Here is a 14,890-nt window from a genome sequence, read left to right as displayed (position 1 = left end):
TGCAGACACAGCCATGCCCATACGCCTGATCGTCGGCCTCGGCAACCCGGGACCCGAATACGAACAAACCCGTCACAATGCCGGCTTCTGGCTGGTGGGCAACCTCGCCAACAGCTTGCCCGGCACGCGCTTGCAGCGCGATTCGCGCTACAACGCCATGCTGGCCAAGACCTCCATCGGCGGCAACGAAGTCTGGCTGCTCGAACCGCTGACCTTCATGAACCGCTCGGGCCAGTCCGTGGGCGCGCTGGCGCGTTTCTTCAAGATCGCCGCCGATGAAGTGCTGGTCGTGCACGACGAACTCGATCTGATGCCCGGCATCGCGCGCCTGAAGAAGGGCGGCTCGGCCGGCGGCCATAATGGCTTGAAGGACATCACGGCCGCGCTGGGCACGCAGGATTACTGGCGCTTGCGCCTGGGCATCGGCCATCCGCGCACCCTGAGCCTGCAGCAGCAGGTAGCCGATTTCGTGCTGCACCGCCCGCGCCGCGAAGACCAGGAGCTGATCGAGCAGGCGATCGACAAATCCTTGCAAGTCATGCCGCTGATCGTCGAGGGCAAGTTCGAGGCGGCGACCATGAAGTTGCACACCGCGTAATTATTTCCCCGCCTTGCCGAAGCCGGCCATGATGGTTTTCGCCATCTGCTGCTGGCTGGCCTGGGCGCTGCTGCCTTCACCCGCGTTGGCGGCGATCAGCAAGCCGTCGCCGCTGCCGGGCGCCAGCGCGATCAGCGCGTGCCAGTAGCCGTTCGAGCCCAGGTGGGTCAGCACGCGCTGCGGCGCCTGGGGCGGGAAATGCATCACGCCCCAGCCCAGGGCCGCGTTCGTGTCGCCTTGGGTCGTGTGCAGCAAGACATAGGTTTCCTGTTTCAGCAGCTTGCCCTTGCCTTTTTCGCCCTGCAGTTGATCGAGCGCAAACTTGGCCCAGTCAGCCATGCTCAGGTGAATTTCTCCATCGGGCGCCATCATCAGCGGGTTGCTGGCCATCAAGCCGGCGATCGGCTTGCCTTCCTTGTGGCCCAGGTTTTGTCCGCGCACCGTGGGACCGAACGCGGCCTGCATGCCCAGCGGGCCGAATACTTCCGCCTGCATCAGTTCCTCATAGGTCCTGCCCGTGATCCGCTCCGCGATGGCGGCGGCGATCATGGCGCCGCTGTTCGAATAATGCGATTCGCCGCGCGGTGCGGCCACCGGCGCGTCGGCCAGCGCGCGCTGTGCGTATTCCAGGCGCAGCACGGGCAAGGAGCGCGCATCCGTGTAGGTGGAATTGATCCAGTCCTCGTCCGGATTGGGCGGTAAACCGGCGCGGTGCGCCAGCAAGTCCATCAGGTTGACGTCGCGGTACTCGGCGCGCATGCCGGCGCTCAGCGCGGGAAGCATGCTGGACAGCGGCGCATCCCACGACAGCACGCCCCGTTCCACCAGGCGCGCGATCAGGGTCACCGTCATGGCCTTGCCGTCGGAGCCGATATTCCACACGTCATCGGCGCGTACGGCGTCATGGCCGTCGTTGGCGCGCACGCCCGCCTGCGCCTGCGCATCGATCTTGCCGTCGCGAATGAGCAGGATGGCCATGGCCGGCACGCTCTTGTCGGCCAGCGCCTGCTGCAGCATGGCGTTCAAGTCATGCGCGCGGGCGGTGCCGCCGAGCAAGAAGGCGGTGCTGCAAACGAGTGAGGCAAGCAGGGTTTTCATGGTGTCTCCAGTCGATAGGATAGGGTGAACATGTTAAAATGGTCGCAAAACATGATTTAATTATTGTTTTACGATAATTTATTCTAACGGCACTTTGTACTTTCGTATACTTTTAAATATGAAAAAAAATCAGTCAGGCCCCGCTGTATTGAGCCGGCGCGTGCGCCATGGCGTGACGACGTTCTTCGTGCTGTACCTGCTGCTGACGGTGCTGGGCTGGCTGGCGCCCGCGCCGGCCGCGCATGGGACATTGGGTGGCGCCGGCATGTACGAGCTGATGCTGCAACTGCAGAGCCAGCCATTCGAGCACCTGGCGGCCATGCCGTGGTGGCAGCGGGTGCTGGGCCTGGCGCTGGCCTTGCCGGCCTTGCTGGTGCTGGGCGATGCCGTGCGCCAGCTGGCCCGGGTCCTGCGCCAGTTCGAGCAGGGCGTGTACTTTACGCCGCAGGTGGCGGCGCACTTTCGCCGTTTCGCGGGCGGCTTGCTGCTGGGAACGCTGTTGACCCTGCTGGAGCTGACCGTGCGCGGCATGCTGTTCGGTTTGCTGGAAGAGGGCGCGGGTCAGTTGCGCCTGGTGGTCGACGTCACGGGCAGCGACCTGTGGACCTTGCTGCTGTGTTCAGTTTTCTTTGCGCTGGCGCAAATCCTCCACGAAGGCCAGCGCCTGGCCGATGAAAACAGCGGGTTCATCTGATGGGCATCGTCGTGCGCCTCGATCTGGTACTGGCCAGGAAAAAAGTGAAATCGAAGGAATTGGCGGCCTTCATCGGCATCACGGAACAGAATCTGTCGCTGCTAAAGTCGGGCAAGGTGCGCGGCGTGCGTTTCGATACCCTGTCGAAAATCTGCGAGATGCTCGAATGCCAGCCCGGCGACATCCTGGAATTCGACGCGTCGCAGCCGGACGACGGGGATGGCGACAGTTAGCGGCACAGAGGCGGTTTTTTTGAAGAGTAGGGTGCATAGAGGTACAATTGACCCTTACCAGATTTATTACAGCAAGATTATCCAGAAAACGCCTGTACAGGCCGTTTTTGCACCAGCCGCTTGCCGGCAAAATTGATTATTTAAAGGTTTTCCCATGAGTCTCCAATGCGGTATCGTCGGCTTGCCGAACGTCGGCAAGTCCACCCTGTTCAATGCACTGACGAAAGCCGGTATCCCGGCTGAAAACTATCCGTTCTGCACCATCGAGCCGAACGTCGGCGTCGTCGAAGTGCCGGACCCACGCATGGATGCGCTGGCCGCCATCGTCAAGCCGGAACGCATGGTCAACGCCATCGTGGAATTCGTCGACATCGCCGGCCTGGTGGCCGGTGCATCGAAGGGCGAGGGCCTGGGCAACCAGTTCCTGTCGCACATCCGTGAAACGGACGCCATCGTCAACGTCGTGCGCTGCTTCGAAGATGACAACGTCATCCACGTGGCCGGCAAGATCAACCCGCTCGACGATATCGAAGTCATCCAGACCGAACTGGCGCTGGCCGACATGGGCACCGTGGAAAAAGCCATCCACCGCGAAAACAAGAAAGCCCGCTCGGGCGACAAGGATGCGGCTAAGCTGCTGGCCATCATGGAACGCATGATGCCTTACCTGAACGACGCGAAACCCGTGCGCGCGATGGGCCTGGACGCCGATGAAATGGAACTGATCAAGCCGCTGTGCCTGATCACGGCCAAGCCGGCCATGTTCGTGGCCAACGTGTCCGACTCGGGCTTCACGAATAATCCGCTGCTGGATCAGCTGACGGCCTATGCGCAATCGCAGAACGCCCCCATCGTCGCCATTTGCGCGGCGCTGGAAGCGGAAATCGCCGACCTGGACGACGCCGACAAGGGCGCTTTCCTGGCCGACATGGGCATGGAAGAGCCAGGCCTGGACCGTCTGATCCGCGGCGCGTACAAGCTGCTGGGCCTGCAAACCTACTTCACGGCAGGCGTGAAGGAAGTGCGCGCCTGGACCATCCCTGTCGGCGCCACGGCACCGCAGGCGGCCGGCGTGATCCACACCGACTTCGAACGCGGCTTCATCCGCGCGCAAACCATCGCCTATGACGACTTCATCGCCTACAAGGGCGAGGCGGGCGCCAAGGAAGCGGGCAAGATGCGCGCCGAAGGCAAGGAATACGTCGTCAAGGATGGCGACGTGCTGAACTTCCTGTTTAACGTCTAAGGACAGATGCTTGCTGGCAAGCGCCAGCAACATATTGCATTCGTCCATTGCGAAATGCCGCTCAATGCACTTGGGCGGCATTTTTTGTTTGTCTATTTGAAAAGGCCTGCCATGCAGCCGGAGAAACCGCCGCTCGTTTCCATTGTCATGGCCACGTACAACCGGAGCAATATCCTCGGGTACGCTATTCAGTCGGCACTTGCCAGCACCGTGCAGGATTGGGAACTGATTATTGTTGGCGATTGCTGCACCGACGATACCGCCGAGGTGGTCGCCGCGTTCGGCGACGCGCGCATCCGCTTTGTGAATCTGGAAACCAATTACGGCGAACAGACGGGGCCCAACAATGTCGGCGTCAGCCTGGCCCGCGGCACCTATCTGGCATTCCTGAACCACGATGACCTGTGGTTGCCCGATCATTTGCAAAGCAGTATCGAGGTCCTCGAGCGCACCGGGGCCGACCTGGCTTTTGGCCAGGGACTGGTGGTTTTGCCGGTGGGATATCACATGGTGGGTGCGCTGGCGGACGGCGTGCAACCGTACCGTCCGTGGATGGACGTGCCCGCTACCCTGTGGATCATGCGGCGCGAACTGGCCCTGCAGATCGGCCCATGGCAGCCCTCATGGGAAGTGCGCTGCTGGCCGTCGCAAGCCTGGCTGCACCGCGTGTATCGCGCGGGACGGCCGATGCTGGCCCACTCCCGCATCGGCGCCATCCTGATCCAGTCTGGCAGCCGCAGCAATGCCTACCTGGAGCGGCAACACGCCGAGCATGCGTTCTGGTGGGCGCACATGCAGGATCCGCTGAATATTCTGCAGGCTGTCTCCACGCTGTATGGCAAGGTGGGCCGTGAGCGTCTTATTGCACCGCTACAGTCCGCGATAACGGCCATGAAAGCATTGTCACGCCGTCTTTGCTATATGTTGGGGCTGTGGCCGCCGCATCCCGGCTTCTGGCTCAAATATTGGCGCAAAGGCACATTTTTACGTGAATTACGCCGCCGCCGGGGATTGAAGGACATGTCGCGCCGATAGATAATACGGTTGCAATACATAAGAGCATTTTTATAAAATTCTAGGGGTAGATCTGGTGGCTGAGAAAGATAACTGGTTGTTGGCTGGCGCGAAGCAGGATGGCGTCAGCATTACCAAGGAATGGAAGCCGGCAACGCCTTCCTTGATCGATGGCGTGATCTTTCAGGAAATCAAGCCTGTCTTGACGGCGTACGGCAGCCTGACCGAAATTTTCCGCACCGAATGGGTGCCCGATGCGGCACAGATAGGCCAGATATTCGCTTCGACCCTGGAGCCGGGCGGACTGAGCGCCTGGCATGCGCATGCCATCACGACGGACCGCCTGTTCGTGGCGGCGGGCCAGATGCGCGTGGTGCTGTACGACGCGCGCGAGGAGTCGCCCACCTTTGGCATGCTCAACGAATTCAAGCTGGGCACCAGGCGTCCCGGCCTGCTCGTCGTGCCGCCGCGCGTCTGGCATGGCGTGCAAAATTACTGCAGCACTCTTGCCATCCTCGTCAATGCGGTGGACCATGCGTATCGCTATGATGCGCCGGACCACTGGCGCGTGCCGGCCGATTCGGACACGGTGCCCTATCGTTTCTCCAACGACAGGCATGGCTGAGATGCCCGGCCCGGCTGAACGATGCGCCTGAACCGTCTCGCGGGTTTTTCAGCCGGCCCCATCTTGTCGCTGCTGTGCGGCCTGGCCACCGTGCCTGCCGTGGCCTGGCTGTTTCCGCCTGCCGACATCGGCAAGCTGGATTTCTTCATGACCGCATGCACGGTGGCCGGTTTGCTGCTGTCGCTGGGGCTGGATAAGGCTTTCCTGTATGAATACCATTACAGCACCGCGCGTAGCGGCTTGCTGAAAGCGTGCCTGCTGCCCGCGGTGTTGCTCGCGCCCGTGGCGCTGGCCGTGATACTCGTGTTTGCCGCGCCGGTAGCGCAACTGTTATTTGATGTGGCGCAACCTGCACTGGCTGTCCTGTTCGCTGCCGGCATGCTGAGCGCTCTGGCCAATCGCCTGATCGCGCAACTGTTCCGCATGCAGGAGCGCGCCTGGGTATTCAGCCTGGCGCAGGTATTGCCGAAAATGTCGCTGCTGTTGCTGCTGCCTGTCCTGTGGTGGGATCCGCAGCGCAATTTCGTGCACCTGGCAAGCCTGGTCGTGGCCACCACCTGGCTGGTCACGCTATGGCTGTTGTGGCATGCGCGCGTATCGCTGGCGCAAGCCTGGAACACCGCCGTGGACCGGGTGCTGCTGCGGCGCCTGCTTTCCGAGGCTGCGCCCCTGCTGGTGAGCGGGATTTTTTATATGTTCATGTTGTCGGCTGGCATGGGTTTGCTGCGTTTCTTTGCCGGCTTTGACGAACTCGGCATTTATGCGCTGGCCACGCGCGTGGCCGCCGGCGCCTGGCTGGTGCAATCGATTTTTACGATTGTCTGGATACCGCAAGTACACAAGTGGGCCGCGGCCGGCGGCGGCCTGTCGAATATTGCGGCCATTTGCCGCCATGCGCAGGCCATCGTGGTGGTGGGCTTTTGCCTGGCGGGCGCCCTGGCCTGGTTGATCGGCTGGGTCTTGCCTCCCAACTATCACGGCGTCGCGTACATGGCGGTGGCCACGGTTGGCCAGCCGCTGCTGTATGCCCTGGCGGAAGTGACCGGCGTCGGCATCAATCTGGCCCGCCGTCCGGCATTTTCCATCGCCGCCTTTGCTGCCGGCTTGCTGGGCACCTTGCTGGCGGGCGCCGTGCTGGTGCCGCGCCATGGCGCCACGGGCGCCGCCGTGTCTCAACTGCTGGGCTTCCTCGTGTATTTCGTCGTCAAGACGGAGCTGGGCATGCGCGTCTGGCGTCCGCTGCCGCGTCGTTCGCTGTACCTGAGCACCGTCCTGCTGTCGCTGCTGGCGGCGGGCCACGCGTTTTTTGCCCAGCGCCTGGGGGTGCTTGCTCCGCTGGCGTGGGGCGTGCTGCTCGCTGCCGCACTGCATGTCTACCGGCCTTCGCTGTGGGCCGCGTTCAGGCTGTTCAGGCCCGTCCGGCAGCAGGGCTGAGGGCGTTTGCTGCCCGTCGCCGTATTGCGTTTTCCTCGTCACTCGGCGTACAATGAGAATAATTCTCATTTATAATCCGATGCGCCTGTTCTTGCCGGCCGTTGGCGACAGGAAGGGTATCGTGAGCACCGCCGAGTTAGCGCTTCAGCAGCAAGTCAGCAGTCTGTACACCGACCACCATCACTGGCTGCGCGGCTTGCTGCGCCGTAAACTCGGCAATGCCTTCGATGCGGCCGACCTGGCGCACGATGTGTACCTGCACCTGATGAAGACGGGGCGCATGCCGCCGGCCGGGGAGTCGCGCCGTCACCTGACGCAGATCGCCAACGGCATGGTCATTGACCTGTACCGCCGTCGCCAGATCGAGGCCGCCTACCTGGAAGTGCTGGCCCTGGTGCCCGAGGCGCTGGCGCCGTCCGAGGAAGAGCGCGCGATGGTGATCGAGGCGTTGACGGAAATCGATGCGGTGCTGCACCAGTTGCCCGCCAAGGCGCGCAAGGCCTTGTTGCTGTGCAAACTCGATGGCCTCAGCTATCGCGACATCGCCGCCGAATTGCAGGTGTCCGTCTCGTCCGTCGAAAAATACATCGCTGCCGGTTTGCTGGCCTGCTACCAGGCCATGCACGCGTCGGACGCCTGAGCCATGGAGGTGGTGATTGCGCCCGCCGTCGTGCAGCAGGCTGCCCAGTGGATGGCGCGCCTGTGGTCCGATGACGCCAGCGACGAAGACCGGGCTGCCTGTGCCCGCTGGTGCGCGGCCCATCCGCATCACGCCATCGCCTGGCAGCGTTTGCAAGCGTTCGAGGGCAAGCTGCACAGCGTGCCGCGCGATGCGGCCCGGCACGCGCTGCGCGAACCGGCGCCCGCCGCCTACCTGAACCGCCGCCGTGCCCTGAAGCTGCTGGCCGTGCTGCTGCCCGTGGGCGGCATGGCGTACATGCTGCGCGGCACGGATGCCTGGCAAGTGGCCACGGCCGGCCACGGCACGGCCACGGGCGAGGTCCGCGAGATTACCTTGCCTGACGGCACGCGCGTGATGCTCGCTTCCGCTTCCGCCATCGACGTGCGCTTCGATGCCAGCGAGCGCTTGCTGATCCTGCGCAGCGGCGAAATCCTCGTCACCACGGCGCACGATCCCGACCCGGCGCAGCGGCCTTTCCGCGTGCAGGGCCGCCACGGCACGGTGCAGGCGCTGGGCACGCGTTTTACTTTACGGCAAGACGAACACACGTCGCGCGTGGCCGTCTTCGAGGGCGCCGTCGAAATACGCCTCGCGCATGCGCCCGGCCACGCCGTGGGCATCGCCACAGGCTACGGCGCCATCTTCTCGGCCGACATCGTGCAATCGGCCGCCCCCGTGCCGGCCAGCGCGGCCGCCTGGACGAAGGGCGTGCTGGTGGCCGACAACATGCGCCTGGACGACCTGCTGGCGGAACTGGCCCGCTATCGCCCCGGCCTGCTGCGCTGCGACCCGGCCGTGGCCAGCCTGAGCGTCAACGGCGTGTTTTCCCTGCGCGACACGGACCGCGCGCTGCATAACCTGGCGCTGGCCTTGCCCGTGCAAATCCTCGCGCGCACGCGCTACTGGGTGACGGTGCAAGCCATACCGCAAGCCGCTGCCTGACAATTTTTCGGGCCCGATTGAGGGTTTTGCATTCTCGTTCGGGATATAGGGTGAGAGCCACCTTTATTCATTGACCTTATGCACGTTTTTTCCCGTTTTTCCCATGCGTAGCCAACGCCGCGAGCCCGGCCCGATCAGCCGGATACTGCACCCCATCCGCGGACGCCTGATCGCCGCCGCCGTGCTGGCCGGCACGGGGGCCATGTTCACCCTGGTGCCCTTGGCGGGCATCGCGCAGATCGCGCAAATCGCCATGGCCCCTGCGCTGGCGCACGGCGAGGTGTGGCCGGTCATCATCGCCAGCGTCGCCTGCCTGTTCCTCGGCATGGCCCTGATGTCGCTGGGCGAACTGGCCGCGCACCTGGCCGACAACCGCCTCACGCATCGATTGCGCCTGCAAGCCATGCAGCGCCTGGGGCAGGTGCCGCTGGGCTGGTTTACCAGCCGGGCCTCGGGCGAGGTCAAGCAGGCGATGCAGGACGACATCAATACCCTGCACAGCCTCACGGCCCACTTCTACACGACGACGGGGCGCGCCGTGGGCGCCATCGCCATTTCCGTCATCTACCTGTTCGCCATGGACTGGCGCCTGGCCCTCATCGCCATCCTGCCGTTTCCCGGCTTCTTCCTGTTCTTCGGCCGCGCCATGAAGGCCAGCAGCGGCAACATGGAACAATTCGTCGCCGGCATGGGGCGCATCAACAATGCCGTGGTGGAGTTCGTCAACGGCATTCCCGTGGTCAAGGCGTTTGGCGCCACGGGCCGCGCGCATGGCAGCTACCGCGCGGCCGTCGATGCGTTTGCCGAGGCGTTTGCCGCGTTTACCCGTCCGCTGGTCGGCTCGATGGCGAATGCCAACGCGCTGATCGCGCCCGTCGCCGTGTTGGGTGTGGTGGTGCTCGCCGGCACGGCCTTCGTGGCGCTGGACTGGATGGCGCCCGTCGATATCTTGCCGTTCGCCCTCGTGGCGCCCGGCATTTCCGCGCCCATGCTGCTGCTGCATTACCTGACGCATGACCTCAACAACGCCACGGGAGCGGCCCAGCGCGTGCAAGCCTTGCTCGATACGCCCGTGCTGGCGCAGCCAGCGCCGGATGAGCAGCAGTTGCCCGACGGCACGGAGATCCGCCTGGAAGGCGTCAGTTATGCCTACGATGGGCACAACAAGGTGTTGTCGGATATCACGCTGACCTTGCCGCCCGGCACGGTGACGGCCATCGTCGGTGCTTCCGGTTCCGGCAAATCGACCCTGGCGCGGCTGCTGCTGCGTTTTTTCGACCCGACCGAGGGGCGCATCACCCTGGGCGGCGTCGACCTGCGGCACATCGCCACGCCCGAGTTGTACCGGCGCATCGGTTTCGTGCTGCAGGAAGTGCGCCTGATCCACGCCAGCGTGCGCGAGAACATCGCGCTGGGCCGGCCATCGGCCAGCATGCACGAGATCGAACAGGCGGCGCGCCTGGCGAACATCCATGAACGCCTCCTGGACTTGCCGCGCGGCTACGATTCCGTCATCGGCGAGGATGCGCAATTGTCCGGCGGCGAGTTGCAGCGCGTAAGCATCGCCCGTGCCGTGCTGCTCGACCCGTCCGTGCTTGTGCTCGATGAAGCGACGGCCGCGGCCGATGCGGAAAACGAGGTGGCGATCCAGGACGCGCTGTCGCGCTTTGCCCGGGACCGCACCCTGCTCATCATTGCGCACCGGCTCGACACGGTGATGCATGCCGACAACATCGTCGTCGTCGAGAACGGCGCCATCGTCGAACAGGGCAGCCATGCCGGCTTGCTCGCCGACAAGGGCCGCTATGCGCAACTGTGGGCGCTGGGCGGCTATCAGGATTTCCAGGAAGACGCGGTGCTCCCATGCTGAAAACGTTTATTCAACTGCTGGGAGATGACGCGCCCGTGTTCCGCCGCTACTGTGCCATGGCGCTCGCGTATGGCGTGCTCAGCGGATTGACCATCACGGCGCTGGTGCTGGCCCTGGGCCGCCTGCTGGGCGGCGACGTGGGCGGCGCGGTCCTGTGGCTGCTGGTGCTGCTGGCCGGGCTGGTTGCCTGCTGGGCCTGGCGGCGCCAGGTAGAAAAGGCCGGCGTGCGCGTGGGAGTGACGGTGCTGCAAGGGGCGCGCCAGCGCCTGGGCGACCACGTGGCGCGCCTGCCCGTCGGCTGGTTCACGCCGGACAACACGGCAAAACTGGGCCACGTCATCACGCAAGGCATGATGAACGTGGCCCAGCTGCCCGCCCACGTGTTGACGCCCGTCATCTGCGGCGCCGTCACGCCCGTCGTGATGGTCGCCGCGCTGTTCGCGCTGCACTGGCAGCTGGGCCTCATCGCGCTGCTGGCGCTGCCCCTGTTGGCCGGCGCCTTGCGGCTCACCGCGTACCTGGGCCAGCGCGCCGACGATGCCTATCACCACCATTTTGCCCAGACCAGCCAGCGCCTCGTTGAGTTTGCGCAAGCGCAATCCGTCTTGCGCGCATTCAATGGCAACGGCAGTGGTGCAGCTGACGGCGGCACGCGTTTCCTGCAGCAAGCGATCGATGCGCAGCGCCATGCGGGCACGCGGCTCATTTACCTGTCGGCGCTGTCGTCCGTGCTCAACGCCTGGACCGTGCAAGCTATCTTTGCCGCCTTGCTGGCCGCCGCCGCGCTGTGGCTTGACAGCCTGGCGGGCGGTGCTGCCGGCGCGGGCGACGCCATCGCCGTCATCGTGGCCTTGCTGCTGGTGGTGCGCTTTGTCGACCCGCTGCAGGAAGTGGCCAGCTATGGCGAAGTGCTGCGCGGCGCGCGCGGCCCGCTCGACGCGGCGCGCGATATTTTCGCCGTGCAGCCGCTGCCGGAAGCAGACAAGCCGCAGGCGCCGCGCGATGGCGCCGTCGAATTGCGCGGCGTGGCTTTCCGCTATGCACAGGATCAGGCCGACGTCTTGACGGATATCAACCTGCGCATTGCGCCGGGCAGCATGACGGCGCTGATCGGCGCGTCCGGCTCCGGCAAGACGACCCTGGTGCGCCTGATCGCGCGTTTCTTTGACGCCAGTGCAGGCGCGGTGCTGGTGGGCGGCGTCGATGTGCGCGATATGTCCAGCGAGCAATTGGCTGGCCAGATCAGCCAGATATTCCAGGACAGTTATCTGTTCCAGGGCAGCATCGGCGACAACATTCGCATCGGCAAGCCCGGCGCCACCGATGCCGAGGTGCTGGAAGCGGCGCGGCAGGCGGGCGTGGCCGAGATCATCGCCCGCCTGCCGCAGGGACTCGATACCCTGGTCGGCGAGGGCGGCGCGCGCCTGTCCGGCGGCGAACGCCAGCGCATCGCGATTGCCCGCGCCCTGGTCAAGGATGCGCCGATTTTGCTGGTCGATGAGGCGACAGCCGCGCTTGACGCGGAAAACCAGGCCGCCATCGCCGAAGCGCTGGCGCGGCTGCGCGGCAAGCGCACGGTGATCGTCATCGCGCACCAGTTGTCGACGGTGGCCATGGCCGACCAGATCGTCGTGCTGGACGGTGGCGTGATCCGCGAGCAGGGCGCGCCAGCCACCTTGCGCGCGCAGCACGGCCTGTATGCGCATTTCCTGGCCCAGCGCCAGGCGGCCAAGGGCTGGCGCATCGCCGCGCCCGCCCGCCAGGCTGGCACGGAGTCCGGCATTTGACACGCGCGCGTCTGTTCTTTGTCTTCTTCCTGCTGTGCTGCGCGTCCTTGCTGGTGGGCGCCAGGCAGATGGAGTGGGCACAGCTGTTGTCCTCGTCCGGCGCGCTGTCCGCCGACGCTTGGCTGACCCTGACGGCCAGCCGCCTGCCCCGCCTGGCGGCATTGGTGCTGACGGGCGTGGGCCTGTCCGTGTGCGGCGTCATCCTGCAGCACATCGTGCGCAACAAATTCGTCGAACCGGCCACCTCGGGCGGGCTCGACGCGGCCAAGCTGGGCATTCTCGTGGCGCTCACCGTGGCGCCCGCGGCGGGCACGGCCGGCAAGATGGCGTTCGCGCTGGCCTTCTGCTTTGCCGCCAGCCTCGTGTATGTGGCCCTGATCCGCCGCATCCGCTTCAAGAACACGATACTCGTGCCCGTCATCGGCCTCGTGTATGGCGGCGTGCTGAGCGCCGTGGCCGAGTTTTATGCTTACCGCAACAACATCCTGCAAAGCATGCAGGGCTGGCTGCTGGGCGATTTCTCGAAGATCGTGCAGGGCAACTATGAAATCATTTATCTGATCCTGCCCATCGTTGCCCTGACGTATTTGTATGCGCAGCGCTTTACCGTGCTGGGCATGGGCGAGGGCATGGCTACCAGCCTGGGCTTGAACTACGGGGGCACAGTGGCGCTGGGCCTGATGCTGGTGGCCGTCACGGTGGCGGCCACGGTGATCACGGTGGGGGCGATCCCGTTTGTCGGGCTGGCCATTCCCAACCTGGTGGCCTTGCGCTACGGCGACAAGCTGGACCGCACCCTGCCCATTGTCGCGCTGGGCGGCGCGTCGCTGCTCCTGGCCTGCGACATCGCGGGGCGCTTGCTGATCTATCCATTCGAAGTGCCCATCGGCCTGACGGCAGGGGGCGTGGGGGGCGTGCTGTTCCTCATGTGGATCATCCGGGGGCGGCGATGAGGCGCCGTTTGAACCAGCGCATGCTCTGGCTGGCCGTGTTGGCCCTGGCGCTCGCTTTCCTCTTCATCGGCGCAAATCTGGATGTCGATTACGTCATTCCCAAGCGCATGTCGCGCCTGGCCGCCATCGTCATCGGCGGCGTTTGCGTGGCCGTGTCGTCGATTGTGTTCCAGACCATCGCCGGCAACCGCATCCTGACGCCGGCCGTCATGGGTTACGAAGCCGTGTATTTGCTGCTGCAATCGCTGCTGATCCTCGCGATGGGCATGCACAGCGTCGTGCTGCTGGGGCAGAACGGCAATTTTGTCGTGTCGATTGCGCTGATGCTCGCGTATTCCTGGGCCATCCACTATTGGCTGTTTCGTGATGGCAAGAACAACGTGTATTTCCTGTTGCTGCTGGGATTCGTGCTGACGATGGTGATCGGCACATTTACCCAGTTCATCCAGTTGCGCATCAGTCCCGGTGAGTTTGCCATCTTGCAAGGATTCAGCCAGGCCTCGTTCAACAAGGCGCAGCCCGTGCAGTTGCTGTACTCGGCCGTGCTGGCGGGCGCCGCCTGCGTGGCCGTGCTGAAAACCTTGCCGGCGCTCGACGTGCTGGCGCTGGGGCGCGAGCAGGCCATCTCGCTTGGTATCGATTACCGGCGTTTGGTGCAGCTGCAGCTGGCGCTGATCGCCGTGCTGGTGGCGGTGTCGACGAGCTTGCTGGGACCGACGGCCTTCATGGGCATCTTTGTAGCGAACACGACTTACGCCCTGGCCCGCACGGCGCGCCATCGCGTCACCTTGCCGCTGGGCTGCGCCATCGCCATCGCCATCTTCCTGGCCGCCCAGTTGCTGGTCGAACACGTTTTCAATTACCGGACCACCGTTGGCATCCTCGTCAACCTGGTGTGTGGCGCTTATTTCCTCGCGCTCATGGTCCGCACCCGAGGTACAGCATGATCCACGTCAAACAGATTGAAAAAAGCTACGGCGAAAAGCGCGTGCTGGCCAAGGTCAGCGCGCAGTTTCCCAGGGGAAAAGTGACATCCTTGATCGGCCCGAACGGCGCCGGCAAGACGACCTTGCTGATGCTCATCGCGCGGCTGCAGGAAGCGCATGGCGGCGAGATTACGATAGACGGGCGCAGCATTGCAGCCATCCAGATCCGGGACTATGCGCGACTCGTGGCCACCCTGCGCCAGTCGCCCGATTTTCACTTGCGCCTGACGGTGGAAGAGCTGGTCGCCTTCGGCCGCTTTCCCTACAGCCGAGGCGCGTTGACCGAGCAGGACCGGCAAGCCATCGATGACGCCATCGCCTTCCTGTCGCTGGAGCATCTGCGCCTGGCGTATGTCGATGAGCTGAGCGGCGGCCAGCGGCAGATGGCCTTCCTGGCCATGACGATCGCCCAGCAGACCGATATCTTGCTGCTCGACGAGCCGCTCAACAACCTCGACATGAAGCATGCCGTGCAAATCATGCGCGCCCTGCGGCGCCTGTGCGACGAGCAGGGCCGCACGGTGATCCTGGTGATCCACGACATCAATTTCGCCGCCAACTATTCGGACCACATCGTCGCCATGCAGGGCGGCGCCGTGCGCTTTTCCGGCCCCGCCCACGAAGTCGTCACCGAGGAACGCTTGCGCGCGCTGTACGACATCGATTTTCACATCGTGCGCAACGAGCGCGGCTGCGTCTGCAATTACTTTACCCCCACAGGAGCTTGA

Annotated in this window: 15 protein-coding genes; 14 read left to right on the top strand and 1 reads right to left on the bottom strand. The window is 64.4% G+C overall.

Features of this window, described 5'->3' with window-relative positions:
- The first annotated feature begins 13 nt into the window (after positions 1–13).
- Complete coding sequence (gene pth / locus CLU94_RS11370) at positions 14–598, top strand: aminoacyl-tRNA hydrolase (protein ID WP_099665712.1); 585 nt, start codon at positions 14–16, stop codon at positions 596–598.
- Here the strand turns inward: pth and CLU94_RS11365 are convergent, their stop codons facing one another.
- On the bottom strand, positions 599–1,696 hold the full coding sequence (locus tag CLU94_RS11365; protein WP_099665711.1) for a serine hydrolase domain-containing protein: 1,098 nt from the start codon (positions 1,694–1,696) through the stop codon (positions 599–601). It abuts the gene before it with no gap.
- 118 nt (positions 1,697–1,814) lie between these two features.
- Between CLU94_RS11365 and CLU94_RS11360 the strand changes: the two genes are divergently transcribed.
- The 13 genes from CLU94_RS11360 (at position 1,815) to CLU94_RS11300 (ending at position 14,890) form a co-directional block, all read left to right on the top strand.
- Positions 1,815–2,390 (top strand): DUF2975 domain-containing protein, encoded by a 576-nt coding sequence (locus CLU94_RS11360; protein ID WP_099665710.1) that lies wholly within the window; start codon positions 1,815–1,817, stop codon positions 2,388–2,390.
- A complete protein-coding gene (locus CLU94_RS11355) occupies positions 2,390–2,623 on the top strand; it encodes a helix-turn-helix domain-containing protein (protein ID WP_034778346.1) in 234 nt (77 codons plus the stop codon). The genes CLU94_RS11360 and CLU94_RS11355 overlap by 1 nt, the downstream gene beginning before the upstream one ends.
- Positions 2,624–2,777: 154 nt before the next feature.
- On the top strand, positions 2,778–3,869 hold the full coding sequence (gene ychF / locus CLU94_RS11350; RefSeq protein WP_099665709.1) for a redox-regulated ATPase YchF: 1,092 nt from the start codon (positions 2,778–2,780) through the stop codon (positions 3,867–3,869).
- Between the two features lie 6 nt (positions 3,870–3,875).
- Positions 3,876–4,904 (top strand): glycosyltransferase family 2 protein, encoded by a 1,029-nt coding sequence (locus tag CLU94_RS11345; protein WP_099665708.1) that lies wholly within the window; start codon positions 3,876–3,878, stop codon positions 4,902–4,904.
- Positions 4,905–4,959: 55 nt separating this feature from the next.
- Positions 4,960–5,508, top strand: a complete 549-nt coding sequence (locus CLU94_RS11340; RefSeq protein ID WP_099665707.1) for a dTDP-4-dehydrorhamnose 3,5-epimerase family protein — start codon at positions 4,960–4,962, stop codon at positions 5,506–5,508.
- Between the two features lie 21 nt (positions 5,509–5,529).
- The gene (locus CLU94_RS11335; protein WP_099665706.1) at positions 5,530–6,942 is read left to right on the top strand and encodes a lipopolysaccharide biosynthesis protein; all 1,413 of its coding nucleotides are present in this window, start codon (positions 5,530–5,532) and stop codon (positions 6,940–6,942) included.
- Positions 6,943–7,063: 121 nt separating this feature from the next.
- The gene (locus tag CLU94_RS11330) at positions 7,064–7,582 is read left to right on the top strand and encodes a sigma-70 family RNA polymerase sigma factor (protein ID WP_099668271.1); all 519 of its coding nucleotides are present in this window, start codon (positions 7,064–7,066) and stop codon (positions 7,580–7,582) included.
- Positions 7,583–7,585: 3 nt separating this feature from the next.
- Complete coding sequence (locus CLU94_RS11325; RefSeq protein ID WP_099665705.1) at positions 7,586–8,566, top strand: FecR domain-containing protein; 981 nt, start codon at positions 7,586–7,588, stop codon at positions 8,564–8,566.
- Between the two features lie 103 nt (positions 8,567–8,669).
- Complete coding sequence (locus tag CLU94_RS11320) at positions 8,670–10,436, top strand: ABC transporter ATP-binding protein (protein WP_099665704.1); 1,767 nt, start codon at positions 8,670–8,672, stop codon at positions 10,434–10,436.
- On the top strand, positions 10,430–12,223 hold the full coding sequence (locus tag CLU94_RS11315; RefSeq protein WP_099665703.1) for an ABC transporter ATP-binding protein: 1,794 nt from the start codon (positions 10,430–10,432) through the stop codon (positions 12,221–12,223). Before CLU94_RS11320 ends, CLU94_RS11315 begins: the two co-directional genes overlap by 7 nt.
- Entirely contained in the window at positions 12,220–13,176 is a 957-nt protein-coding gene (locus tag CLU94_RS11310) for an ABC transporter permease (protein ID WP_099665702.1), read from the top strand. The genes CLU94_RS11315 and CLU94_RS11310 overlap by 4 nt, the downstream gene beginning before the upstream one ends.
- Complete coding sequence (locus CLU94_RS11305; protein ID WP_099665701.1) at positions 13,173–14,123, top strand: iron chelate uptake ABC transporter family permease subunit; 951 nt, start codon at positions 13,173–13,175, stop codon at positions 14,121–14,123. The genes CLU94_RS11310 and CLU94_RS11305 overlap by 4 nt, the downstream gene beginning before the upstream one ends.
- The gene (locus CLU94_RS11300) at positions 14,120–14,890 is read left to right on the top strand and encodes an iron ABC transporter ATP-binding protein (protein ID WP_099665700.1); all 771 of its coding nucleotides are present in this window, start codon (positions 14,120–14,122) and stop codon (positions 14,888–14,890) included. The genes CLU94_RS11305 and CLU94_RS11300 overlap by 4 nt, the downstream gene beginning before the upstream one ends.

Source organism: Janthinobacterium sp. 13, from assembly GCF_002749695.1.
Taxonomy (GTDB): domain Bacteria; phylum Pseudomonadota; class Gammaproteobacteria; order Burkholderiales; family Burkholderiaceae_D; genus Janthinobacterium; species Janthinobacterium kumbetense.
This window is presented reverse-complemented; position numbering and strand designations above follow the sequence as displayed.